Origin of the sequence: Leucobacter sp. cx-42 (assembly GCF_014529985.1) — a bacterium.
Taxonomy (GTDB): Bacteria; Actinomycetota; Actinomycetes; order Actinomycetales; family Microbacteriaceae; genus Leucobacter.
Genome location: NZ_JACVMU010000003.1, coordinates 107,434 through 132,595, shown reverse-complemented (window position 1 = coordinate 132,595; position 25,162 = coordinate 107,434). Strand labels below are relative to the sequence as shown.

General features: G+C 58.3%; 22 protein-coding genes and 4 tRNA genes. 18 read left to right on the top strand and 8 right to left on the bottom strand.

The genetic code is table 11. The annotated features are described in order from the left end of the window. The first annotated feature begins 64 nt into the window (after nt 1-64). From ICM05_RS04025 to ICM05_RS04005, 5 genes are all read left to right on the top strand, one after another. Nucleotides 65-745: a hypothetical protein gene (locus ICM05_RS04025; RefSeq protein ID WP_188023295.1), complete on the top strand. Its 681-nt coding sequence runs from the start codon at nt 65-67 to the stop codon at nt 743-745. A gap of 109 nt (nt 746-854) precedes the next feature. Continuing rightward, nucleotides 855-1,940, top strand: a complete 1,086-nt coding sequence (locus ICM05_RS04020; RefSeq protein ID WP_188023294.1) for a linear amide C-N hydrolase — start codon at nt 855-857, stop codon at nt 1,938-1,940. 144 nt (nt 1,941-2,084) lie between these two features. Next, complete coding sequence (locus ICM05_RS04015; RefSeq protein WP_188023293.1) at nt 2,085-4,664, top strand: YhgE/Pip domain-containing protein; 2,580 nt, start codon at nt 2,085-2,087, stop codon at nt 4,662-4,664. A 6-nt stretch (nt 4,665-4,670) separates the two neighbouring features. Further along, a complete protein-coding gene (locus ICM05_RS04010) occupies nt 4,671-6,857 on the top strand; it encodes a YhgE/Pip domain-containing protein (protein WP_188023292.1) in 2,187 nt (728 codons plus the stop codon). 11 nt (nt 6,858-6,868) lie between these two features. Further along, complete coding sequence (locus ICM05_RS04005; RefSeq protein WP_188023291.1) at nt 6,869-8,080, top strand: carbamoyl-phosphate synthase large subunit; 1,212 nt, start codon at nt 6,869-6,871, stop codon at nt 8,078-8,080. Nucleotides 8,081-8,125: 45 nt separating this feature from the next. Here ICM05_RS04005 and ICM05_RS04000 read toward each other — a convergent pair whose 3' ends face one another. The 4 genes from ICM05_RS04000 to ICM05_RS12915 form a co-directional block, all read right to left on the bottom strand. Further along, the gene (locus tag ICM05_RS04000; RefSeq protein WP_188023290.1) at nt 8,126-9,094 is read right to left on the bottom strand and encodes a multidrug DMT transporter permease; all 969 of its coding nucleotides are present in this window, start codon (nt 9,092-9,094) and stop codon (nt 8,126-8,128) included. Nucleotides 9,095-9,233: 139 nt separating this feature from the next. Further along, entirely contained in the window at nt 9,234-9,695 is a 462-nt protein-coding gene (locus ICM05_RS03995; protein ID WP_188023289.1) for a MepB family protein, read from the bottom strand. Between the two features lie 14 nt (nt 9,696-9,709). Continuing rightward, the gene (locus tag ICM05_RS03990; protein ID WP_188023288.1) at nt 9,710-10,141 is read right to left on the bottom strand and encodes a GNAT family acetyltransferase; all 432 of its coding nucleotides are present in this window, start codon (nt 10,139-10,141) and stop codon (nt 9,710-9,712) included. A gap of 83 nt (nt 10,142-10,224) precedes the next feature. Continuing rightward, nucleotides 10,225-11,100, bottom strand: a complete 876-nt coding sequence (locus ICM05_RS12915) for a GNAT family N-acetyltransferase (protein ID WP_353055815.1) — start codon at nt 11,098-11,100, stop codon at nt 10,225-10,227. Between the two features lie 86 nt (nt 11,101-11,186). Here ICM05_RS12915 and ICM05_RS03975 point away from each other — a divergent pair, with 86 nt between their 5' ends. Beyond that, a complete protein-coding gene (locus ICM05_RS03975) occupies nt 11,187-11,471 on the top strand; it encodes a hypothetical protein (RefSeq protein ID WP_188023287.1) in 285 nt (94 codons plus the stop codon). A 102-nt stretch (nt 11,472-11,573) separates the two neighbouring features. On the opposite strand, the gene ICM05_RS03970 is transcribed toward ICM05_RS03975, so the two are convergent. Then, nucleotides 11,574-12,602 (bottom strand): LLM class flavin-dependent oxidoreductase, encoded by a 1,029-nt coding sequence (locus ICM05_RS03970; protein ID WP_188023286.1) that lies wholly within the window; start codon nt 12,600-12,602, stop codon nt 11,574-11,576. Between the two features lie 97 nt (nt 12,603-12,699). Between ICM05_RS03970 and ICM05_RS03965 the strand changes: the two genes are divergently transcribed. The 7 genes from ICM05_RS03965 (at nt 12,700) to ICM05_RS03935 (ending at nt 18,461) form a co-directional block, all read left to right on the top strand. Next, complete coding sequence (locus ICM05_RS03965) at nt 12,700-14,247, top strand: leucyl aminopeptidase (protein WP_188023285.1); 1,548 nt, start codon at nt 12,700-12,702, stop codon at nt 14,245-14,247. 6 nt (nt 14,248-14,253) lie between these two features. Further along, nucleotides 14,254-15,546, top strand: coding sequence for a M18 family aminopeptidase (locus tag ICM05_RS03960; RefSeq protein WP_251364491.1), 1,293 nt, complete (start codon nt 14,254-14,256; stop codon nt 15,544-15,546). Nucleotides 15,547-15,618: 72 nt separating this feature from the next. Further along, nucleotides 15,619-15,906, top strand: coding sequence for a hypothetical protein (locus tag ICM05_RS03955; protein ID WP_188023284.1), 288 nt, complete (start codon nt 15,619-15,621; stop codon nt 15,904-15,906). Nucleotides 15,907-16,048: 142 nt separating this feature from the next. After that, nucleotides 16,049-16,121 (top strand) — tRNA-Glu (locus tag ICM05_RS03950). A 32-nt stretch (nt 16,122-16,153) separates the two neighbouring features. Next, nucleotides 16,154-16,230: transfer RNA gene (locus ICM05_RS03945), tRNA-Asp, on the top strand. 65 nt (nt 16,231-16,295) lie between these two features. Then, nucleotides 16,296-16,368 (top strand) — tRNA-Phe (locus tag ICM05_RS03940). A 263-nt stretch (nt 16,369-16,631) separates the two neighbouring features. After that, nucleotides 16,632-18,461, top strand: coding sequence for an ABC transporter substrate-binding protein (locus ICM05_RS03935; RefSeq protein WP_188023283.1), 1,830 nt, complete (start codon nt 16,632-16,634; stop codon nt 18,459-18,461). A gap of 16 nt (nt 18,462-18,477) precedes the next feature. Here the strand turns inward: ICM05_RS03935 and ICM05_RS03930 are convergent, their stop codons facing one another. Continuing rightward, nucleotides 18,478-19,218 (bottom strand): SDR family NAD(P)-dependent oxidoreductase, encoded by a 741-nt coding sequence (locus tag ICM05_RS03930; protein ID WP_188023282.1) that lies wholly within the window; start codon nt 19,216-19,218, stop codon nt 18,478-18,480. After that, complete coding sequence (locus tag ICM05_RS03925; protein ID WP_188023281.1) at nt 19,215-20,012, bottom strand: SDR family NAD(P)-dependent oxidoreductase; 798 nt, start codon at nt 20,010-20,012, stop codon at nt 19,215-19,217. The genes ICM05_RS03930 and ICM05_RS03925 overlap by 4 nt, the downstream gene beginning before the upstream one ends. 221 nt (nt 20,013-20,233) lie before the next feature. Here ICM05_RS03925 and ICM05_RS03920 point away from each other — a divergent pair, with 221 nt between their 5' ends. Further along, nucleotides 20,234-21,586, top strand: a complete 1,353-nt coding sequence (locus tag ICM05_RS03920) for an APC family permease (protein WP_188023280.1) — start codon at nt 20,234-20,236, stop codon at nt 21,584-21,586. 64 nt (nt 21,587-21,650) lie between these two features. On the opposite strand, the gene ICM05_RS03915 is transcribed toward ICM05_RS03920, so the two are convergent. Next, nucleotides 21,651-21,863: an NINE protein gene (locus ICM05_RS03915; protein ID WP_188023279.1), complete on the bottom strand. Its 213-nt coding sequence runs from the start codon at nt 21,861-21,863 to the stop codon at nt 21,651-21,653. 149 nt (nt 21,864-22,012) lie between these two features. On the opposite strand from ICM05_RS03915, the gene ICM05_RS03910 reads away from it, so the two are divergent. The 4 genes from ICM05_RS03910 (at nt 22,013) to ICM05_RS12910 (ending at nt 25,055) form a co-directional block, all read left to right on the top strand. Then, nucleotides 22,013-22,984 (top strand): hypothetical protein, encoded by a 972-nt coding sequence (locus ICM05_RS03910; RefSeq protein ID WP_188023278.1) that lies wholly within the window; start codon nt 22,013-22,015, stop codon nt 22,982-22,984. A 73-nt stretch (nt 22,985-23,057) separates the two neighbouring features. After that, nucleotides 23,058-23,432 carry a PH domain-containing protein gene (locus ICM05_RS03905; RefSeq protein WP_370566764.1) on the top strand — a complete coding sequence of 125 codons (375 nt, stop codon included), beginning with the start codon at nt 23,058-23,060 and terminating at the stop codon, nt 23,430-23,432. A gap of 119 nt (nt 23,433-23,551) precedes the next feature. Beyond that, nucleotides 23,552-23,628, top strand: a tRNA-Asp gene (locus tag ICM05_RS03900). A 545-nt stretch (nt 23,629-24,173) separates the two neighbouring features. Further along, entirely contained in the window at nt 24,174-25,055 is an 882-nt protein-coding gene (locus ICM05_RS12910) for a transposase (protein ID WP_188023348.1), read from the top strand. Nucleotides 25,056-25,162 lie beyond the last annotated feature (107 nt).

Below are 25,162 nucleotides of genomic sequence, written 5' to 3'. Positions count from 1 at the left end.
TCCGTAGAAAACCGCTCAGGGCGGCGAAGAGCCGGTTGCTGATTCCTCTTTATCTGGAGTGAGTATGAATCACACGATTGCTGAGAAGGGTCGCGCCGGCTTTCTCGTGCCGAATGTTGCAAAGCAGAGCTGGTACTTCATCGTCGGTGGCTCGCTTTTCGCGCTTGGTTCTGCTGCTTCGATTTGGGGGTTTGCGGGAGCCAACTTCACGAACTGGGTGTGCTTTGTCGGAGCCTGGTTCTTTACTACGGCAGGCCTATTCCAGCTCGTTCTCAGTGGCGACGCGACGAAGAACACAGGACATGGAAAGGCGCTGCGCGCGGAATGGCTCGCCGCAGCGACTCAGACCTTTGGAACCTTGCTGTTCAACGTGAGCACGACGTCCGCGCTTACAGCAGCGTCGGTTGACTCAGAGAAACGCTTCGTCTGGAACCCAGATGCAGGCGGATCAGTTGCTTTCCTCGTCAGTGCATTCCTGGTGTATGTCGCTTTCTATCGTGCGGAAGCGACTGTTTGGGCGCCGACGAATCCTGGCTGGTGGGCGGCGCACATCAACATGATTGGTTGCATCGCGTTCGCGTTCTCCGCGGTCGGTGCGTTTGTGCTCGACGATGGGACGACAAAAGACTCTCCGCTTGCAAACTGGGGAACTTTCATCGGCGCGATCTGCTTTGTGGCGGCATCCGCAGTCGCATTGCCGGGAATGCCCTGGAACCGGGGAACAGCCAACCTGCGACGTTCATAGCGCTCTGAATGCGCCACTGCCTCAGCGAAAAAAGATCATCTACATATTTGAAATTGAACAAGTCTGAACTCTAGAGGTGAAGACAACACAGCAAGGAAAGGTACAAGCTATGTGCACAAGAGTATTGTGGCCTGACGCAAACGGCGCCGTAATTGTCGGTCGAAACATGGACTTCCATATGGATCTCTTGACGAACCTGTGGAAGATGCCTCGGGGAATCCAGCGGGCTGATGGTGTGAACGGCAAACTTTCTTGGAAGTCCAAGTACGGCAGCGTCATCGCTACTGCGTTTGATCTCATTGCCACTGACGGAATGAACGAGGCAGGATTTGCTGGACACATTCTCTGGCTCGCTGAGTCAGATTACGGGAAGCCAGATGAATCAGATGTGCAGCTCAGCCAGTCAGTTTGGTTGCAGTACTATCTCGACAACTTTGCAACCGTTGCAGAAGCTGTTGAATGGACAAACAGTACTGACGTCAGAGTATCGCAGCTGTTTGATCCGACAGGTCATCTGGTACCTACGCTTCACTTGGCACTCAACGATGCAACGGGTGACTCAGCAATCATTGAGTACGTTGGTGGGAAAGCACAGGTTTACCACAGCCGCGACTACAAAGTCATGACGAATTCGCCGACCTATGACAAGCAGCTTGAACTCGCGAAGGAAATCACCGGGCTCGGCGGTGACAAGCCGCTCCCTGGATCTACCCTCGCAAGCGACCGTTTTGCTCGTGCGTCATACTACGTCGAGCATCAGGTACAGCCGAAAACTCAACTGCAGGCTATGGCTGCGATGTTCAGCATCATTCGAAATGCTGCGCAGCCGTTCCGTACCCCTGAGCCAGGAAAACCGGATGCATCGCAAACTATCTGGCAGGTAGTTGCTGACCTGACAAACAAGCGCTACGCGTTTGAATCAACGACCCGACCAAACATTGTGTGGGTTGACTTTGAAAAGCTCAGCTTCGCAGAGGGCACAGAAGAGTTGAAACTCGACCTCGTTGGAAAGCTCGCGCTTGAAGGCGGCCTTTCTGGTGACGTCAGCCATAAGTTCCATAATCCCGGCGAACTCGGTCTGGAATTCTCTCGTGTCGGTCGGGAAGCACTCGAGTTCGTTGCGAAGAAGCAGGATGAATTCGAGGAGATGGCGAAGGTCTTTAAGAAACTCGGCTTGGGCAAAGCAGCAAGTTAACAGCAGTCTCAGGGGCCCGGGGCAGCCGAAAGATGGCTGCCCCGGTATTCCCCGCCCAGACTCCAGTGCAGTGCTTGCACTGGGTATCAATGAGGAAGAGGCGGTAAACAATGCGTACATCGACTCAAAGGTTGAGGAGCGTTAGTGAATAACGTCTTCAGAGTTTATGTTCGGGACCTGAAACGGTTCGCCCGCGTTCCTCAGGCAATCCTTATCTTGGTCGGCATCATCATCATTCCGTCGCTCTACGCATGGTTCAACATCATTGCGTTTTGGGATCCATACTCCGATACGAAGGCTGTCAAAGTTGCCGTTGTGAATCTGGATACCGGTGCTTCGTCAACACTTACTGGCGAGGTGAACGTCGGAAACCAAGTAGTTGCTCAACTTAAGCAGAATGATCAGTTGGGCTGGCAATTCCTGGATGAAGAAGCCGCGATGCATGCGGTGAAATCCGGAGAGGTCTACGCGGCCATTGTCGTGCCTGCGAAGTTTAGTAGTGACCTTCTCAGCGTCACGACGGGGGACTTCACTCGGCCCGAGCTTGAGTACTACGTGAATGAGAAAGCGAACGCGATCGCACCAAAAATCACGGGAGTCGGGGCAACGACCGTGCAAACTCAGATCAATTCAAACTTTGTTTCTACAGTTTCTGAGACCCTCACCACCACCCTTGAACAAGCTGGCGTCGAGATCAACAGCCACATTGAAAGTGCTCAAGATCAATCGCTCAACGCATTGGGAAAAGTGCTCTCTCAGGTCGATACCGCCAAGAAAGCAGTAACCGATATTGGTGCGGTGCTCACTGCTGGCGACTCTGCGTTGGGAGACGTGAGGTCTGCGCTCCAAAATGCTCGAGATGCCATCGACGGAACCCAGTCGGTGATTTCCGAGCTCGACGGCATTGTCAACGAGGTGCAGACCGGGATTACAGCATTGTCCGGCTCTCTGACGGGCGTCAGCGTCACCGGTTCGGCAAAGCTCGCTGATATTTCTGCGAAGCTGAATCAGAGATTTTCAGCTGCAACCGCAGGCATAGATCAGGCGACTGCCGTGCTTGCTACCGCAACAAGCGATGCGTCGGCGATTGTTGAAGCGAATGGAAGAGTGCTGACCGAACTCCAAGGAGTGCTCGCAACACTCTCGCCAGGAGACCCGCAATATCAAGAGATTTCTGCCGCGATTGCTGGGCTGCAGACGCAGAATACAGCTGACCAGCAGGTACTAGAAAAGCTAGAGTCGCTGAACACCGAGGTGGCTCAGACGAATACCGAAATACAAGCTGCCGCGCAAACGATGCGTAACGCAATTGAAAGCTCTGCTCAAGCTACCAGTTCTATTGGCGCCGCCACCCAGAACGCACTTCCTCAACTCAACCAGGCGCTCAGCGGCCTGACTGCCTCAGCGGGCGGGCTCGCTGCGTCTCTTGGCGCACAGAAGGCGTTGCTCGTCGAGGCCGAACAGGTCGTAGACACTTTGGAAGACGTATTGAGTGACGCGGGCGTTGCTGCGACAGCGATGGGGAAAAATCTTGACATGCTCCGGCAACAACTCGTGGTACTCCGAGCCGATGTCGGAGCACTGCAATCGGCGCAGCTGTGGAAGCAGGCGCAGAGCTTGCGCAACTTGGACCCTGCGAAGATTGCCGACTTCATGGCGTCGCCTGTGACCGTTCAAGAAAAGATCGTGTTCCCAGTTAAGACGTATGGCTCCGCAATGGCCCCACTGTTTACGAACCTCTCACTGTGGATTGCTGCGTTTGTGCTGGTTGTCCTGCTCAAGCTTGAAGTGGACACTGAGGGGGTCGAAGACCTCACAGTGAGGCAGGCCTACCTCGGTCGTTGGATGCTGCTCGCCACGATTAATTTCTTCCAAGCGCTGCTCGTCAGCGTGGGAAATGTCGTTATCGGGGTGCAGATGGCCAGCGCAGCTGCGTACGTTCTCACCAGCATCTTTGCCGGGTTTGTATACATGGCGATTATCTATGCGCTGGCGATGTCTTTTGGGTACGTCGGAAAGGGAATGGCGATTCTGCTGGTGATCATGCAGATTCCAGGTGCATCAGGAATTTACCCGATCGAAATGATGCCTGGCTTCTTTAGAGCGCTGTACCCGTTCTTCCCATTCACCTATGGCATCGACGCAATGCGCGAGACCATTGGAGGCTTCTACCACGGTGACTACTGGCGCTCATTCTTAGTGCTCACTTTCTATGCTGTGCTTGCATTTGCACTGGGGCTATTCTTCAGACAAAGACTTGGCAATTTTGCGCGACTCTTCAACAGCAAGCTCAGTATGACGGGGCTCTTCTTGAGCGAGAACGTCCAGGTGCTCGGGTCTCGCCGCCGAGTAACTCAGCTCGTTCAGGCGCTCACCAACCGTCAGAAATTCCGTGAGCGAACAGTGCGACAAGCGCATTGGTTTGAAGAACGCCATCTTACGCTGCTGCGGCTATCGCTCCTGATTTGGGCAGGCGTCACTGCTGTCCTCGTAGTCATCGCCTGGCTCTTGCCGGCTTCGAGGACGACAGTACTGGGATTGTGGGGGCTTCTGTGCCTCATAACAATCGGAGTGGTTGTGGTGCTCGAGTACCTCAAGCAGAATCTGCGATTCGCGAAGAAGCTGGGGAGCCTTCCAGCGCCAGAACTCAAGCTGAAGCTTGCGCACGAGGAAAATGCTACTCACTCAGACACCAGGCTTGATGAGCTCAGAGAGCGAGTGTAAGCACAGATGAAGAACATTGTTTGGCTCATCCGAACGGATTTGCAGAAGATTACACGCAATGCAATCGCCATTGTGGTGCTATTCGGGGTAGTGGTTATTCCGTCGTTCTTTGGTTGGTTCAACGTGCTTTCCAGTTGGAACCCATTCGGGAACGTCAAGAACCTGAAGGTCGCCGTAGCAAACACAGACAAAGGCTTCATCAGCGAGTTGTTTCCGATGCCTCTCAACGTCGGAGATCAGGTGCTTTCAAATCTGCGGGGAAACTCAGACCTCAACTGGGTGTTCACCTCGCAGGAAGAAGCGATTGAAGGGACGAGGTCTGGTGAGTACTATGCCGCGCTGGTGCTCCCAGAAACCTTCAGTAGCGACATGATGACCTTTTTGAGTCCGGGTGCTGAAGCCGCGCATATCGAGTACTACTCAAATGAGAAGACGAATGCGCTTTCACCAAAGATCACCGATGAAGCGGCGACGGAGGTTTCAACAAAGATCAATGACACGTTTACAAAGTCCCTCAACGAAGTAGGACTCAGCACGATCTCTGCACTTGCGCAGAATTTGGGATCTCCGGAAGCTCAATCTGCGGTCCGACGACTCGCGACCGCAGCGAACTCCGCCGTCCTCGACCTGAGAACTGCGGCGAGTACCCTTGATCTGCTCAGTTCGTTGCTGTCGTCGAGTCGGGCTCTCGTTGAGAGTGCGAACTCACTTACTGAAGCAGCTGGGGGTGCAGTAGATGACAGTGCGGGGGCTGTTGGTAAAGGCCTGAATGCTGTGCGGACATTGAAGGACGTACTACAAGTCTCGACGGATTCAATCTCATCAGCCTTGTCTGAGACGTCAGCAAGTTATCAGCACCTCATTGATCGTGTGAACCAGCTGGAATCTTCTGTTGCGCAGCAGCCAGCCGCCATGTCTGCACTCCTCAGCGCATTAGCTGACGACGTTGGCACGCAGATAGAGCACTACTCAGAGCTCAGATCCGAACTACAAACCCAATCAGAGAATGCGACGGTGCCGGCATTGCAGCAGGCGCTGGAGCGTGCAGTAACTGACTTGGATGAGGTGATTGAGCGACAAACTCGGCTCCAAGACCGAATCACTCGAGCACAGGAATCACTCGATCAGGGCGACGCGGAACTCGCCGTTGTCGTCGATGAGATTCGAGATTTGGCCAGTGAGACACGAGGCGCAATCGAGCAAGCTCGTGTCTCATTTGAAGAGGATCTTCGCCCAAAGCTGGAACAGCTTGCTGGAAGTCTAGATTCGGTCAGCGAAAACGTGGGTTCGATCGCTGGTCACCTCGCACAGGCAACGCAGACGCTCGACGGCGGATCTGGGACGTTGATCAGTACCCTGACCGAGGCGGAATCAACAACGACAGCGCTTGCGAAGGACTTACGACTTAGTGCAAATCAGGTCGCGACACTCGCTAGTGCACTGCACAAAGCCGCCGAAACTGGAGATTTCTCTGAGGTTACGGAACTCATCGGGTCGAACTCAGCGATTCTTGCCGGGGAACTCACGGATCCGGTAGGACTTAAGCAGATTGCGGTGTTCAAGGTCGACTCCTTTGGAGCCCAGATGGCTCCCTTCTACACGGTACTTGGACTCTGGGTCGGCGCGTTACTCTTGGCGGTAGTGATCCGGACCGACGTGAATCAGGAGCTACTGCGGAATCGTGATCCGCTGACGAAGAGTCAGGAGTACTTGGGGCGGTTTGGCATCTTTGCGCTGCTCTGCCTGGCGCAAAGCTCACTCGCGTACTTGGGCCTCATGGGGTTTGTTGGGGTGCGTCCAGCACACCCGTTCCTCTTGTTGCTCGCCGGCTGGGTGATGTCTCTCGTCTTTGCGCTCATTACCTACACGCTTGTGCTTTCTTTCGGGGAGGCTGGCAAAGCCACAGCGGTGTTCTTGCTTGTTGTCCAGATTTCCGCCGGTGGAGGGGCATATCCACTTTCAGTTTTGCCCGTCTGGTTCCAAAACATCAGTCCGTGGCTGCCTGTTACTCACGCAACCAATGCGGTGCGCTCTGCAATCGCTGGTGTCTACGACGGTGACTACTGGATATCGCTTGGATTGCTGGCACTCTTCGTCGTGCCAGCGCTGCTCATCGGGTTGGTGCTTCGGCTGCCCGTACTCAAGATGAACAACAACCTGGCTCGAGCTCTCGAGTCAACGAAACTCATGTGAAAGGGAACGTTATGCGCGCACTGGTTACGAGTTCTAGGAATACTTTTGCCTTAGACATCATTAGAAAGCTTGGGAGTAGCGGTCACTATGTGGTCGCTGCAGATACCTACCATGGTGCGATCGGGAGCCATTCAAAGTATCTTGCAGGGCACGTGCTTTTGGCGTCGCCGCGGTTTGAGACAGATCAGTTCATCGCGGATGTGTGCGAGGCGGTTCGCGCTCACGATCTCGACATTATTATTCCCACATTTGAGGAAGCGTTCTATCTGGCTGCGCGTGCAGCAGATCTGCCAGAAGGTGTCACGCTCTTTACCGGGAGCTTTGACAAGTTGGCGCGGCTGCATGACAAAGGAAGTTTCCAGCGGTTGGCTGAACAAGCAGGCGTGCCAATTCCTGAGACTGTCGTAGTGTCGAACGAAGAAGAGCTATACGAAGCTATCGCTCGATTTCCGAGATACTTCGCGCGTGCGGTGTTCTCGCGCGGAGGCGTTGGGCTGTTGACCAACACTGGTCCACTCGCTGAAAAAATGGCTGTTGAAGACTGTCATCCAACGGAAGAACAGCCTTGGCTTGTGCAGCCGTTTGTCGATGGTCCAATGCTGTGCACCTATAGTGTCATCGTCGATGGGAAAGTCACTGCACATTGCACGTACAGTGCCCCTGAGCAGTGGGCGCACAGCACTGGAATCGCCTTCCGTGCGGAGGATAGCTCGCTCACCCTTGACTACACGCAGAAGCTCATAGACTGCCTTGACCCCAACTACACCGGGCAATTGTCTTTTGACTTTGTGAAGCGAGCTGGAGGGCTTGACGCCATCGAATGCAACCCGAGACCAACGAACGGTGTCATTCTGCTCGAAACTGATGAGTTCGTGCGGGCGTTACTCGGGAATGTAACCGAGCCGATTGTCGTTGAACCCGGGGTCGAGCGGGAAATTAAATTGGCGGTGCTTGCTGATGCGTTCACCGAGCCGGTACAACACTTGAAGACTTCGCTGCATGACCTCATCTCAGTTCGTGACATCGGGAAAGGCTGGCATGATTCGCTTGCAATGATGTGGGGGCCTGCGGCCCTACTGCATGGCGCTGCGTTGTCGAAGGGGAAACGTGAAGCACTGCTGAAAGCTATGGGAGAAGACATCGTGTGGAACGGTGAGCCGATTCAGGGGCAGTCGCCGGAGGACGCAGCAGCTTTGCAGCGTGTGCACGCGCAGCGCATTTAGACGCTTGTGCAGTCGCGCGAGTTCATGACTCGGCGCGCATGCCCCCTACTCAGCTGAAGGGGTGTGCGCGCCGTCTTGCGTCAGTGTGGAGCTATCTGGCTCTTTGCTTGCAGAAGAATCCGACGGAGTTGTCGCAGTCTCCGCTTGCGCAAGCCGCACAACTCCGTAAACCGCCACAGCGCCGGCAAATGCCATCAGGAGTAGCGCCCACAGTGGAGCACCATTCGCCTCATGCAGGACGGTAATGCCGAGTACTACGGCGATCGCGGGATCGATGACGGTCAGCCCCGCGACCACAACGTCCGAAGGATTGCAGGTGTAAGCCGTCTGCGTGAAATAGATTGAGAGCGCCGACGCAATTCCCAGGCCAATCAAACAGAATAGCGTCAGGACGCCATCGCTATCCACGGTGAAGTGGTGGTCCTTCAACAGCGCTTCTACGCGCAGGAGCACGGTCTTTCCCAGCGTTGCTACAAAGGCCGAGAACATACCTCCAAGGAACACGAAGAGGATCGGCGCATGCCGCGAACTCCCTTTGCTCAGCAATCGAATCACCGCCGCGATAAGCAGGGCAACGCACAGCGCGACGAGGACTGCGATGAGTTGTGCGTCAGTGATGGTGCTCTGGGACGTGATCAATGAAGCGATTGTGACGTAAGAAGCTACGCCGATGAGTGCGATCACTACCGCCCGGATGATCGAAATGCTGGGTTTCTTCCCGCTGATTTTCGCATTGATGAAAATTGAGAAGACGAGGGCCAACACACCAATTGGTTGTACGAGCATAAGCGGAGCAAAAGCGAGGCTGCCCATTTGCAACACAATTGCGAGACCAAACATGACTGTCCCGAGCAGCCACACCTTTGTTCGGATCAATGCCATTGCCATGGATCGTTGACCGCGGGTTGCTGAAGCGATTTCAACACCCTGTGCCTGCCAGATGTTTCCAGCAGAAAGCGACATTGCAGAGATAACAGCGAGTGAAATTCCCGCGATTGTTGATTCGATCGACAAAGGACACCCTCTCAAAAGATTGGGCAAAAGTGATGGATTAACTGATCATATATTGTGAATTACCTTTGATCTATAGTCCGGACAAATTACGGTTTGCGAGTGGGGTCGCCACAAGCTGTAAGGCCACCGGCACTCTGGCTCAGTCGCTGAAGTCACTGAAGTCGCTGGCGTCAGTAAACGCGGGTGCTTGGGCTCGCTGCGTGCGCTCCGCCTGCGCGTTCAAACCGGTCGACCATGCTGGGTACACACGGAAGCCGCGCTTCCCGGTGCGCCCGTCTGTGCTGCTGATCCGCAACTGTGTGAGCAACGCACGATCGAAGGTGAACCAGCCGATGCGCTCCCCGTCGGTGACGAATACGAGGAGCCCGGCGCACTCGTCCGTCGCATCAAACGGTTCGGTTTCACCCGCGGTATTGCGACGCCAGACGGCGACGAACGCGCCTGGCTTGGTCGGGGTGACGTTTGCGGTGCGGATCCGCCACCACTGCCCATCGATCTCGACGCGGCCGGATTCATAGTCCGTATTTTGTTCCTCAGGAACCACCGAACCAGCTGCCGCGCCTGTCAGCGCAAGATAGCGCTCGAATGATAAGAAACCCATGTTGCGCGCCGGAGCTAGTCCTCGATCAGGCGCTTCCCGAGCGAAAGCACGTCGTCGACCTCGTAGCCGAGGTGCCGGTAGAACTCGACAACCTGTGCATTGGTCGAGCGAACCTGCAGGTTCACTTTCGGGCAGCCGCGTGCGAACAGTGCGGCCTCGACGTACTCCACGAGTGCGCGGCCGACGCCGATCCCGCGCGCATCAAGGCTGCTCGCGAGGTAGTTCATCCAGCCGCGGTGGCCGTCATAACCGGCCATGACCGTGCCAATGATGGCGTGCTCGTTCTTGCCGGTCACTCCCTCGGCAACGAGGAACAGCTCCGGCTGTACCTGCAGCTTGCGCTCAATGTCACGGTGCGGATCGTTCCACGAGCGCGTCAGACCTGCCGCTTCCCAGAGCGCTACTACGGCATCGGTATCGTCAGGCTCGAACTCGCGGATGTGCATTTACCAAGACTAGTGGTCTCGTATCGGCTTGAGCGAGACGAACCGCGAGCGGTGCTCTTGCGTGACACCAGTCTGAGCGTCGGCTACTGATGGTCTGTGGGCAACTCGAGGTGTAGGAGCGGATACGGCCGACCGTCCCCGTCAAGCTCGCTCCGACCGGTCTGTGCAAAGCCGCGCGCCAGGTAAAAGCCGAGCGCCCCCGGATTCTGCTCATTCACATCGACGCGCGTGACCGCTTGCTGTTCAACGACCTCAGTAAGGAGCGCGGATCCGATGCCCTGACCTCGCACCTCGTCGGCCACGAACAGCATCTCGAGGCTGTCCTCGACGACGCCAGCGAAACCGACCGGGACACCGCCCCGCTCTGCGACCGTGAGGGTCACCGCAGGGAAGTAGTCGGTGGTGAGCTTGGACTCGATCCGCGCTCTGTCAGCTGGCTCAAGGAATTCGTGGGTCGCGTCGACCGCGCTGCGCCAAATTGCAACGAGCGCGGGGTACTCGGCGGGGCCGGCGCACGGGCGAATGACAAGTTTTGGTTGGCGTACCATGACGACGTCGAGTTCCTTTTCGTCTTCGGCAACGAATCCGTGCCGCTCGTACAGGCGCCCGGCGCTACTGCCGCGCAGCATGTGCAGGCGCATGGGGGTCGCGGCGGGCTCAGCGAGAATGCGCTGGAGCACCTGCGTGCCGAGGCCCCGGCCCTGCAAATCAGGGTCGAGGTAGAAGTTTTCGAGCCACCGCTCACCGGGCTCGTGGCGCACGGTCACACAGCCGGCAACCTGCTCATCGAGCAAGATCACGCGGGTGTTCTCCTTCTTGAACACGTTGCGCATGCGCTGGCCAACGCGCACCGGGTCAAACCGGCCGAGGCGCTCAAAGTCTGCGCGGAGCACGCGAACACGAAGGTCAACAATCCAGTCGAGATCATCATCGGTACTCGGGCGGAACGAGAGTGGCATGGGTCAAGCGTAGTCAGTTGCGGGGTAGGGGAGCTAGTGGGGTTTTCTGGCTGGCGAGAGCTGGGCATGTAGATAGTCTCGTGTGCATGAAGATGAGCCTTGTTGTCGGTTTCGAAGAGAAGCATCTGGTTGAGTTCTCGTTTGACGAGTTCTGGGGCGGCATCAAGATCACCGTCGATGGTGTCAAGGTGATGGGTACCGTGCAGATCCTGTCGTTCAGCACGATGAAGGCGTGGGAAATCACGGTCGGGACGAACGAGCAGCACCACGTGCGCTTCGAGAAACGTCGCGCTCAGTTCTTTGCCGCGTTCAAGCCCCAGCCCGTGCGCGCTTACGTTGACGGCATCTTCATCATGGAAGCGTTCGAATAGGCGATACTCCAGATACGCCTAAGGGCGATGGGAATTTCCCACCGCCCTCGACGTCATGCATTCTCGCTGACCTACGAGAAGTAGTGTCCTGCTTCTCTGGCCTTACTTCTCCCAGTTCGGCTTCCAGCCGAGGGCGGGCGCAACGTGCTTCGCGAACGACTCGAGCACATGGAGGTTGTACTCGGGGCCAAGCTGGTTCGGGATGGTGAGCATGAGCGTATCTGCCGCCATGACCGCCTCATCCTGCAGCAGCTGTTCGATGAGCTTGTCTGGCTCAGCAGCGTAGGTCTTGCCGAACGTTGATCGGTAGCCATCGATGATGCCGATCTGATCGTTGCTTTCCTGGCCGCGGATCCCGAAGTACATGTTGTCCTGCTCGTTCATGATCGGGAACACGCTCCGGCTGACCGAGACGCGCGGGGTGCGCGTGTGGCCGGCCTCCTTGTATGCGGCGCGGAACAGCTCGATCTGCTCACGCTGGAGCACATCGAACGACTGACCGGTTGCCTCGGTGAGGAGGGTAGAACTCATGAGGTTGAGGCCCATGCGGCCGACGTCCTCTGCCGATGCTCGCGAGCCAGCACCCCACCAGATGCGGTCACGCAGGCCAGGAGACTGCGGTTCGATCGCGAGGTAGCCGGGAGGAGCCATGCGGGTGTCAGCCTCGACGAGACCCTCGCCGTCGATTGCGCGCAGGAAGTCGTCAAACTTCGCACGGGCAAGATCCGCGCCACGGGGATCTTCGGCACCCGTGTAGCCGAACGTCTCGTAACCGCGGACGGCGGTCTCGGGTGATCCTCGGCTGACGCCGATGGCGATTCGCTGATCCGCGATCAAATCGAGCGCAGCGAGCTCCTCGGCGAGATACAGCGGGTTTTCATACCGCATATCAATGACGCCAGTGCCGACCTCGATGTGCTTGGTGCGCGCAGCCATAGCTGTGAGCAACGGTACGGGCGAGGCCGCCTGCTTCGCGAAATGGTGCACGCGAACGTATGCGCCATTTACGCCGATCTCATCAGCGCCCTCTGCGATTTCAATCGTCTGCTTGAGCATGTCACCGGCGGTGCGCACGCGTGATCCCTGCACATTGCCGTAGTGCCCGAAGGACAGAAAGCCAAATTTCTCCATACTCGGTGCAACGCCCGTCAGCGGGTTATATTCCCGCGCATATGAATTAGTTGATTCTGCCTGTGCGGTCAGGAACCGCAGGAGTAGGCTTAGAGGTATGAGTGTTGTGATTGATCCCGCTTTCAACCCTGCTCCATCCCTCGAACGCATGACCGGTGTGAGCGTCTCGTCGACGCTCGCCGAAGGCGCGCAGGCCCGCGCGCTGTTCGTTGCCTCGGAGGGTGAGCTTCCCGCTGACATTGCAGAGATCGGTCGCGATGCGCTCGCCGCAGCCGGCTTCACCGGTGCTGCGAACCAGACCATGCTTCTGCCGGGTACGCCTCTGACCGTGCTCGTTGGCACCGGCGCAAACCCGATCGAGAACCCCGCACAGCTGCGTGACGCGGTCGCTGCATTCGCTCGCGGTGCACGCGAGGCTGGTCGCATTGCGGTCGACCTCACTGGTGTGCTCGCATCGCGCGACTGGGACGCTGACGTCGCAGTGCAGGCAGCTATCGAGGGTGCAATCCTCGCGCGCTACCGTTTCGATGCACTGAAGTCTGACCCCAAGACGGTCGTGCTTGATGAGCTTATGATCCAGCTCGTTGAAGAAGATCTCGAAGACGCAGAGTACGGCGTCGAGCGTGGCTTGATCCTCGCTCGTACCGCTGAGCTCGCACGCGACCTCGGCAACACTCCTCCCCGCCACCTGAGCGCTGAGAAGTTCGGCAACCTCGCAGCTGAGATCGGCCCCGAGTTCGGTCTCGATGTTGAGGTCTACGACCGCGAGCAGATCATGGAGATGGGCCTCGGCGGCCTGCTTGGCGTGAACGCAGGTTCGGTCGAAGAACCCCGCATGATCAAGCTCAGCTACCGTCCCGCTGATCCCGAGGGCCACCTCGCGCTCATTGGTAAGGGCATCATGTACGACTCGGGCGGAATCAGCCTGAAGCCCTCGAACGCAATGCACGCAGCAATGAAGTTCGACATGATGGGCGCTGGCGCAGTCTTCGCGTCGATGACCGCACTTGCAGACCTCGGCGTCGAGAGCGCAGTGACCGGCTGGCTCATGTGCACCGACAACATGCCCAGTGGCAGTGCGACCAAGCTCGGCGACGTGCTCACGATCCGCGGCGGCAAGACCGTTGAGGTCAAGAACACCGATGCTGAGGGTCGCCTCGTGCTCGCTGACGGCATCGTGCTCGCAACCGAAGACGTGACTGTGAACGAGCGCCGTCCCGACGCAATCGTTGACATCGCAACGCTGACTGGCGCGGCAATGGGCGCGCTCGGCACCCGCACCGCAGCGATGCTCGCAAACGATGACATCATCGCTGAGCAGCTTGACGCAGCGGCTGAGTCGACTGACGAGAACATCTGGCGCCTGCCGCTCGATCACCGCTACCGCGACCAGCTCAAGTCGAATGTCGCTGATATCTCGAACATGGGTGGCGCGTACGGCGGAGCGATCCTCGCTGGTCTCTTCCTCAATGACTTCGTTGATGGCACCCCCTGGGGCCACCTCGATATCGCAGGCACCATGCAGGCAGAGAGCGACGATCTCTGGCGCTCGACCGGTTCGACCGGCTTCGGCGCTCGTCTGCTCGCTGAATTCGCGGAGAACTTCATTGCTCCCGCTGAATTTGCACAGGAAGACGCTGAGTAACTAACGATGGGTGAGGCGATGCGCGACGAGGCTGTTTTTGACCGAGATGCATTCATCTCGCACTTTGCGGACTTCGTTGCCGCATCGCCCACTTCCTATCACGCGGCCGCTGCTGCTGCCGAGGTGCTGACGCGCGCCGGATTCGTCGAGCTCGACGAATCTGAGGCGTGGCCCACTGCCTCCGCTGCGCCAGCGGCTTTCGTGCGCCGCGACGGTGCAATCATCGCGTGGCGCGCTGGTGCTGGCGTCTCGGCGACCAGCCCCGTGCGCGTACTTGGCGCGCACACTGACTCACCCGGCTTCGTGCTGAAGCCGCAGCCCGACTTCACCGCGCACGGCTGGGCGCAGCTCGGTGTCGAGGTGTACGGCGGCCCGCTGATCAATTCCTGGCTCGACCGTGACCTCGGAGTCGCCGGCCGTGTAGTCACGCGCGCTGGCGAGGAAAAGCTCGTCTGCACCGGGGCAGTGGCGCGGATCCCGCAGCTCGCAATCCACCTCGATCGTGAGGCGAACAGCGGTCTGAACCTTGATCGTCAGCGCAATACGCAGCCGATCATTGGTATCGCTGGCGCAGATGTCTCGCTCGCGGAGGTCCTCGCGCACGAGGGCATCACGGCCGACGACATTGCGGGCTTCGATCTTCGTCTCTTTGACACCCAGCATCCCGAGCGGATCGGTGCCCGCAGCGAATTCTTCGCTTCGCCGCGTCTCGACAACCTGAGTTCGACCTACGCTGGCCTCGCTGCGCTCATCGTTGCTGAACCCGCTGACGGCGCCATTTCAATGCTTGCCGCGTTCGACCACGAAGAGCTCGGCTCCGAGACACGCTCCGGTGCGAGCGGCCCGTTCCTTGCCGACGTGCTTGATCGTCTCTGGGCCGGTCTCGGCGGCGGCGTGGAAGACCGCCAGCGCGCGCTTGCTGGCTCATGGTGCCTCTCGGCAGACGCCGGCCACTCGGTGCACCCGAACTACGGAGAGAAGCACGACCCGAACGTGCGCCCGCTCGCAGGCCGCGGCCCGATGCTGAAGATCAATGCGAACCAACGCTACGCTTCTGACGCGCACGGTGGGGCGCTGTGGCGCTCGCTCTGCGCCGCCGCAGGCGTTCCGACGCAGGACTTCGTGTCGAACAACACTGTCCCGTGCGGATCGACCATCGGCCCGCTCACCGCTACCCGAATCGGTATGCGCACCGTTGATGTGGGAGTGCCGCTGCTGTCGATGCACTCGGCACGTGAGCTCGCTCACGTCGATGATCTGCACGGCCTCGCGCTCGTTATTGCAGAGTTTTTCGCGTAACCCCCTGAACATTCGCGTCTTCGGACGCAAGTTAGCCTCCCGCCAGGGAGAGACATTGACTAGGATCAAGCTATGAGTGAGATGCAGAATCGGGCAGAGAACCAGGTGCTCGCCCTGTCTACCGACCGGTTGCAGCCGCGTATCCAGCGCATTGGTTCGCAGGACATCGAGATCACCTTCCTCGGCCCCAACACCAACGGTCAGCCCACCTGGATTATGTGGAACGCAAACGAGCCACATCTCATCGGCATGCTCATGCAGGGCAAGATGGGGTACCACTTCGAGCAGCGCACGAGCGTGGGTGTGGATCGCTTCGAGAACATGTCACTCAACCGAGTGCAGCGCGTTCTCGGCGGCTAGTTTTCCCACTCACTTGTGCAAGGCGGTGCGTCATTAACACACCGTCTGATCTGCGCTTTTGGCTCGATTTGCGAGATATTGCTCATTCCTCGTAAGCTATAACACGGCAGCCAGCGAGCGTAAGCCAGCGGGTGAAAGCCTCGGCCCCATCGTCTAGCGGCCTAGGACTCCGCCCTTTCACGGCGGCAACACGGGTTCGAATCCCGTTGGGGTCACTGGATTGCCAACACAACTTAATACACAATATGGCCCTGTAGCGCAGTTGGTTAGCGCGCCGCCCTGTCACGGCGGAGGTCGCGGGTTCAAGTCCCGTCAGGGTCGCCAAGGTGAAAAGCCCTTCTTTTGAAGGGTTTCTTCATCTCAGGTGATCGCCATAACAGTGATTATCTGGCTCTGTAGCTCAGTTGGTAGAGCGCACGACTGAAAATCGTGAGGTCACGGGATCGACGCCCGTCGGAGCCACGAAGGCTTTTACACCTTCACCGAACCCCCGCGTAGCTTCTACATCGCGGGGGTTCATTTTTTTGTGCCTTGCTGGCCCTTCCTGGGCCCAGCCCCTCGAGATCGATGGTTTCTCTCGAGATGGGCCCTTTCATGCGCATGAAACGCATGGTTTCGGCAGAATGGCTCCGCTTCGAGGGATCGGCAGTGGCCGCAACCGTGTGCAGCGCTGTGGCCGGATTCCTGTGAATTCAGTTCTGCGCATCTCGTAATAAGCTCGCTGTATGCCCGCAGAACTCCGCGAGCCCGGCAGCGAACAAGGGCACCGAGAATGGGACTTTGTGCTGCCTGACGCCGAGCTACGTGAGCTCTCCGGTCAGTTCGAGTTTTTGCGTGAACACGTGTGGGCTTTCGAGACCATTGACGCGGCGGCTGCCGGGTACGTGGTGAAGCGCGGAACGCAGTGGTGGCACATTCGCTTGAGTCGTGCTGTTTCAATACCTGAGCCAGATGCTGCGGCCGGTTTGGTACCCGAGGAGTTCGGTTCGGGGTGCTCCCGCGTATCGCTGTCAGCCGAGTGCTTGGTTGATGCGCCAGGCGGGCTCTCATCGCGTGAGATAGAGATCTCCACGCTAATTGCGGCGGGGCTTTCGGACAAGGAAATAGCGGCGCGGTTTGGTACGAGTCCTCGTACCGTGTCAACACAGATCACGAGACTGCTTACGAGGTATCAGCTGGTCACGCGATCCGCGCTCGCGGCAATCGTGACTGCTGAAGACTGGTTCTTGCTGCCGGTACCGGGTGAGGCCCTTCGCGATCTGACGCTTCCCGCATTCGCGTTGGATGCGGCGCTTCGAGCGCTCGGCGAGGGTCGAGTGCAGGGCGAGTCGCGAGTGACGGGACAGCCGCAGCGGCATCCACTGCAACCCGCGGCAACCGCGATCCAGAAGCTCCTTGCGTCGCCAACGTTGGCAGTGAACAAGCGGGTGTCTCGCGCCCCGCTTCGCATCGGGCTGTTGGTGACGAGCGGGGCTTTTGCCGATGACGGCCTAGAAGCCGCACGCGGTGCTGAGCTCGCGCTTGTGCAGGCAACCCGCATGTATCGGGGCGCTCACGCGAGGCCGTTTGAAGCCGTGCGAATTGCGGTTGATCCACTCTCACCAGAGTCAGTTGCGGCGGGATTGCAGCAGCTCGAAGCAGAAGACGTTGATGCGGTGCTCAGTACCTATGCGAGTGCACTTGACTCATCAATCTTTGAGTTCACCGCAGAATACGGCCGTCCGTTCTTGCACACTAATTCATGGACCGATTCTGCCCAGCGCGTGGCACAGGACCCAACGCGGTTTGCGCATACGTTCCAGACATCGCCGACCGAGCTGTCGTACACGACAGGTCTTATGAACTATCTCCGCGGCGCGCTGGCAACTGGCCAGCTGCAACCGCAGCGCGTTTCAATCATTGAACTTGATGGGTTTGGCTGCTCGCTGTCGACGGGCAACATTCATGACGAGCTGGCGGTTGCGGGTATTCAAGTGGGCGCAACGATTGGCATTGGGCTGACCGTTGATGACCCAGACGAAATCGCCCAGCAGGCATTGGGTAGTGACCCCGGCCTCGTGATCGTCTCGCACCTCAGCGTTGACGTGGCTATCGAGCTGCAGCGCTCACTACGCAAGGTCTCACTCGAGACCCCGGTCTTTCACCTGTATACGCCTTCGATTCCACGGTTCTTCGAAGAACTGGGTGTCGACGGCGAAGGCGTGATCTGGTCGACGATCACGGGTCGCACACATGATGTGCTGGGCCAGCGCTTTTCCGACGGCTTTCAGCGAGAGTTTGGCACCGCCCCTGGCTGGAGCCAGTCGAGCGCTGCATACGATCAGGCACAGTTGCTTGCGCAGGGCTTCCTATACTCCGGCTCACGTCGCGCGGCCGACGTGTCTGACACGTTGCGTCTCATGGTGCACCGCGGAGTCAACGGCACATATGCGCTTGGAACTCCCGAGCAGACGGTGGCCGGGTATCCATTTGACTCACCGGATCCGACGCTCACCACCCCGACCGTCATCTACCGGTTCACGAACGGGCAGATGACGGTCATCGGTGGCTCATAGCGGAGCAGATTCTCGGTTAGAGCACCGATTGGCCGCCATCAACGGGGATAATCGCACCGCTGATATAGGTGGATCGGTCTGACGCGAGGAAGAGACATGCCTGTGCGACCTCTGCGGCAGTGCCAGGACGGCGGGCCGGCACCCGAGTGGCGAAGAACGCATCGGCGACTTCGGGAGTATTCATAAGCGTCGTCATCGCGGTATCAATGACGCCGGGCGCGACCGCGTTCACACGAATTCCGACGAGACCGAGTTCAGCCGCAAGCTGACGGGTGAGTGACGAGACTGCGCCCTTCGATGCTGAGTAACTGGCGCTCGGCTCGTGTGCATCGCCGCGCACCGCTCCGATGCTTGAGAGCAGCACGATAGAGCGGTCACGGGTTCCATCGCGCATGAGCCGTGCGGCTTCGCGCGCAATCAAGAAGCTGCCGCGTCCGTTGACGCTGATCGTGCGGTCCCAATCTTCAGCTGGGGTGTCCAGCAACGGCGTCACCCGATAGATGCCAGCGGAGTGGACGACCGCGTCAGGGCCTTCAGGCCAGATGGCGGCGAGCTCTGCGAACGCTGACTCGACCGAACGTTCGTCCGAAACATCGCAGGAAATGATCCGCGGCGATGCAGTGAGGTCATCGCCGCCACGAAGATCCATGCCAATGACCTCCCAACCGAGGCTCGCAGCTTCTGCTGCGGTTGCTGCGCCGATTCCAGAACTGGCACCGGTAACGAGAAGACGACGTGCGGGCGCTGAATTAGTCATGAGATCTGGACTCCTCCATTGACGTTGATGGTCTGGCCCGAAATGTAGCCAGCTTGTGGTGAGAGCAAGAATTCGACGGCCGCGGCTACGTCCTCGGAGGCACCGTGGCGTGCGAGCGGGATGAGGCTCCGTACCGCATCAATCTGGGTCTCGAGGCTGGTGCCCTCGCGGGCCGCACGAAACTCCAACTCCTCGCGGTGCATCTCGGTCATGATGTAGCCGGGCGCAACAGAGTTCACGGTCATCGCTGGCGCAAGCTCAAGCATGAGCGAGTGCATGAGACCTTGAACCGCGCCCTTCGACGCAATGTACGGTGAGGCACCGGGCACTGGTTGCTGCGCGAACAGCGAACCGACGAGCACGATCCGCCCGCGTCCATCGCTCTGACGGATATGTGGGACGGCGGATCGAACACTGTGTACCGTGCCAAAGAAGTTGATGTCGAGAACGGAACGCATCGCTGCGAGGTCGACGTCGACCATCATGTCGGAGGGTCCACCAACTGCCGCATTCGCGACAACCGCATCTAGACGGCCAAACCTACGAGTAGTTCGGGCGGTTGCTGCTTCCACCTGGCTGAGGTCGCACACATCGACGGATTCGTAGTGAATAGCAGGGTCCTGGTGAACCGGTTCGAGTGCAGGAGAAAGATCGAACGCGCCAACGCGCCAGCCACTTGCCGCGAGCGTCTTGGCGATTGCGAGACCGATGCCGCGAGCAGCGCCAGTGACAATCGCTACCGGAGGTGCAAGGTCTGCGTTTTCAGCGGATGACTCGGATGGATCAGTCAACATCGTTCCCCCTTGAATGAGTGCGCGGCCAAAGCTGGCCGGCGAAGTGTGCCAGAGACCTGTGCGAAAACGATGCGGAGCGGTCCCAGCACCAGTCAAATGCCAAAATGAGTAGTCAAGCAATACGTAGAACTACGCATTGCCGCAGTTGGTTCCGATCAGCGAAGGTTGCACATGCGATCCCGCTACGAGGCGGGAATCTTTTCACGAAAGGACCCACAGTGATGTCGTCCTCGCAGACTGCACCAGCCGTGACCAACGGTGAACCCAAAGTTGGGCTTCGTCGTACTCTCGGGCTTCCCACGCTGATTCTCTTTGGAATCAGTTACATGTCACCCGTTGCGGTATTTACCACCTACGGCTTGATCAATCAGCAGACCGGTGGTTTGCTGCCAGCCACCTACCTCGTTGCCACGCTTGCAATGCTGCTCACCGCGTACAGCTATGGCCGCATGGTCGCATCGGTACCTACAGCGGGCTCTGCGTATCGCTACGCACGACAGTCGTTCGGCCCACACATCGGTTTCATGACCGGTTGGACGCTCATGCTCGACTACTTGTTCTTGCCGATGGTGAGCTTCTTGCTCGCTGGTGTCTACCTGAACTCCATCATTCCGAGCGTGCCGCAGTGGGCTTTCAGCGTTGGACTCCTACTGGTCGTCTTCGCGCTGAATGTGCTTGGGGTGAAGCTGGTCAGCCGAGTCTCTGCAATCATCATGGGGCTGACCGCGATCATCATCGGCATCTTCGTGGTGCTTGGCTTTGCGAAGTCTGAGGTTGAACCTGGCCAGATGTTCGCTTCGTTTAGCCCGAGTGGTGATCAGCTGCCGCTCGTCATTGCGGGCGCTGCGATCCTCGCGTTTAGCTTCCTCGGCTTTGATGGCATCTCCACCATGGCGGAGGAAACCAAGAACCCCCGTCGCACGGTACCGCGCGCAACCATCCTGGCAACGTTGATCGCAGGCGTCTTGTTCGCGCTCGTCGCCTGGGCAGGAAACCTCGCGCATCCCAGCCTGAACTACGACAACGTCGATGCTGCGGGTGTAGAGATCATGGTGCAGCTTGGCGGTCAGATCTTCGGCGTCATCTTCGTCATCGTGTATGTGATGGGCTGTTTCGCCTCTGCAATGGTCTCGCAGGCGAGCGTCTCACGCATTCTGTTGACGATGGGTCGAGACGGCGTACTCCCGCGCGGCCTCGCCTACGTGCACCCGCGTTTCCAGACGCCTGTCATCGCGTTGGCACTCGTTGCCTTCGTGGCGTTGCTCTCCACGGTTCTGACGATTGAGCAGGCCGTTGTGATGATCAACTTTGGTGCACTCGTCGCCTTCTCAATGGTGAATCTGAGCGTGATCAAGCATTACCTCATTGACCGTAAGGAGGTCTCCGTCGGATCGATCTTCAGGCACGGACTGATCCCCGCGCTTGGCTTCGTCGTCACGGCCTTCCTCTGGACACAGCTGTCAGGACCGGCATTCATCGTTGGCTTCGTCTGGCTCGGTGCAGGCCTTGTCTACCTGGCGATCTCGACGCGCTTCTTCACGAAGAAGCCGGTTGAAGTCGACTTCAGCGAGTAATTTCCATGTTCACAAGGTGAGGTCCTGCGCAAGCGTGGCCTCACCTTGTGCGTTTCTGGTCGCGCTACAGCTGCCGATTGACGCGTTCGACCTGTCGACCGATGGTGAAGAGATCGTAGATGGTGCCGATGAAGAAGAGTCCGCCGGTGAAGAACCAGAGCAGTCCTCGGAAGATTCGACCCAGGTAGAAATGCTGCAGCCCCGCACACAAGATAAACCCGAGCAGGGTGAGTCCGAAGGCGATGCCCTTTTCTTTGTGATTGAAAGTTTTAGCCATATCTGGATTATTCCCTACCGGGCATCGCCGCGGTTGAATGATTTATGAGTGAGGCTTGGCATTCCAGGTTGATCATTGCCGCGCAGAGTATCTTGTTCCTAAACAACGCCCTCAGCGGGTGAATTGCTGAGGACGAGGGTGAGGGGCACATGCAAGACCGGGAAGACGCACCAAAGCGAATCGAACGTGACGACGAGCCATTCGTGTTTGAGCCCGAACCAGAACCTCAGATCGGCATCCAGCACGAGGAGTTCACGGGGCCGCTGAAGTGGTACCGGATCCTCGGGGTTTCGATCGCCATTTTCCTGCTGGTTTCTGCGGTTGTGGCTATTCCTCTCGCTTTGCATTTCGCGAACAAAACCGAGTATCAGAGCGACCTGGAGAGCCTGACCAAGATTCGCACGACGATCGCCAACAACGAAGCGACCCGTGATGCGGCGAATGAACTCCTCGGCGCCTCGCACGAGGAAGCCAGCAAGCTTGCGGTGGATCTCGAGCGTTGGGGATCCGCTAACGCCACTGCCCTCGGCAAGGAAGAAGCGAAGGCACTCGCTAAATCTGGCAAGGAATTGCAAGCAAGTCTCGCGGAGGTGAAGCCGGCGAGCGATGGCGCAGATCTCACGGCTGCGCTGAATGCCCTGCGCGCAGACGAAGCCGAGTTTGCAGCTGCCGACCTCCCTGCGAGCGTGATCGATTGGTCGGCGGATCAGGCGGCAAACGTCCTCGGTGTCCTCCCAGTGACCGAGGTAGAGGTCGAGTTCACCGAGAACTACAGCAAAGACAAGCTCGAGAAGCTCCGCACGGCACTTGACGAGGCAAAGGCCGAAGAAAAGACGTCATTGGCGGACAGTAACGCTGCGGTCGAAGAAGTGCGAGCGCTCTCCAAGACGGTACAGGCCGCTCGACCCGCGCTCATCGCTGCAGCCGAATCAACACTAAGCAAGGTCACGGGGCTCAAGGCCGCCTACGCAAACGGCGACATCAAGCCTGTCGAGGCCGCAGCGAAGCATGCAGCTGAACTGTCTGCTGACACTCAAGCCACGGCGGCAGAGCTTCATGTCGCCATGGGAAAGTACTTTGCTGCCGTGAACGCGCTGGCCGCTGAGCACGCAGCGAAGTAGGGAAAGACGGCTAGCATTTTGTGTGCTTAGCAAGTGGTGGATGTAGCCACGTGTCAGAACTTAGGAGATGCTCTTGGAAAACCAGCCTGCACTGAACTGGACGCTGCGAAATGAGATTCCAGTTCCACAGGATGTATTGGCACTCCTGGCAGAAGGGGAACAGGCCGTCGCTTCGTTCCAAACCTTCCGTGACTCTGCAACCTTCACTACGAAGCGCCTCATTGTGAAAGATGCACAGGGCATTACTGGCAAGAAGGTAGAGATCTACTCGCTGCCGTACAGCTCGATCAACATGTGGTCTTCGGAGAACGCTGGCGGCATTCTGGACCGCGACGGAGAGATCGAACTCTGGACTCGTGCAGGCCACATTAAAGTGAAGCTCGGTAAGGGAGCCGATGTGCGTCGCATTGACAGCCTCATTGCCTGGGCCGTGTTGAACTCCCACTAAAATCGGGGCCATTCGTGGCTGTCTGACACGGTCGTCACCGAAATTTTCAAGTCTTCGGCGTGGCGAACTCCCCTCGATTTGAACCCTGGGGGATTTACCGGATAAGCTCTTACCTGTTCGGCCCTGTAGCGCAGTTGGTTAGCGCGCCGCCCTGTCACGGCGGAGGTCGCGGGTTCAAGTCCCGTCAGGGTCGCCAATGCGACGAAAAGCCCCTCGAAAGAGGGGCTTTTCTGATTTGGTGTGCCTGATTGCTCACCTCGTCAGGCCAACCACTCGAAGCAGCGGGTTTCTGCCGAGATGGCCTCTTTCAGGGTTATAGGACAAAACGTGTATAACGGATCCTGATCTAGCCGCATAAACACGCCCCCAAAACAGGGATCGTCCTACCCCGGCGCCATTAACCGTGCCGGAAACCAGTAACACCACCCATTGCGTGATATGCGGAAACAAGCTCGTCAAAAACGGGTTCACCCCGGCCGGCACCAGGCGATGGAGATGCCTGAACTGCGGAAGTTCCAGCACTCGTAAACCCGCCGACCTGTCCCACCGGCACACCCTCGATAAATACCTCACCTGGCTCTTCGGGAAGCTCGCCCATCAAGAATTCCCCAGCCACGCCTCTGACCGCACCTTCCGACGAGAAACAAACTGGTGCTGGAACATCACCCCACCATTCCCTCGGTAACCACGCCGCCAAAATGCGTGATCGTTGACGGCAACTATTTTGGTGGCTGGTGACTCCTGGTCGCGACCGATGACACCCACACCCCGATCGCGTACCAATGGTTTTCATCAGAATCCCAAGCCGCATGGACCGCGCTCCTCACCCAGATTCCTGCCCCACTCGTGGTCGTATGTGATGGCGGGCCAGGACTCCAAGCTGCGCTGACAGAAGTGCGGCCAGACACCCTCGTGCAACGCTGCATCCTCCACATACTCCTGAAAATCCGCACCCACCTTACGTGGAATCCGCGCACCACAGCAGGCCAAACACTCCTCACCCTCACCAAACAGCTCAGTCGCGTGCACACTCCAGAACACGCGCTCGACTGGCTCCGGCAACTTAACGCGTGGCACACCATTCATGGTCGACTCGCGAGCGAACGTAGCTACTCCACGCGACGACTCCGCGACGGGCGCTGGGATTTACCGACCGGGAAACAGTGGTGGTACACCCACGATCGACTGCGTAGGGCCTACCGGCTCCTGGTCGATGTGCAACGCAAGCAGCGCCTGTTCATCTACGTGCACGTTCGAACACCTCGCACTACCAGCAGACTCGAGGGCGGCATCAACGCAGCGATCAAGCAGACCCTAAGACTCCATCGAGGCATGCATGTAGAACACCAGAAACGAGCAGCGGAATGGGTGCTCTTCGAGCGGGCAGGACTTCTGGAGACCGCGCACCGATTGATCACGCCAGAAGCGATTGCACCCAAGCCCAAGACCCGTCCTCGGTTCACGGAACCCGGCAACGGGCCAGAACTCTACGGCACAGTACTCGATACTGCGGAAGGGCTCTGGCTACGTGCTGGATGGGGAGGCCGAGCATTACCCGCCCAACCGTTTACACACGTTTTGTACTGCTACCCATGGGGCTGTTTTCCGCGAATGCTGGGATGACAAGATTGTTGATGAAGACCTTTAGCGCGACCAGCTTCCGTCAACAAACTTGAGGGAGTTTGTTGACGGAAATTATGCACGGTCAGTTGTTTGAAGTTCCCTGCAGA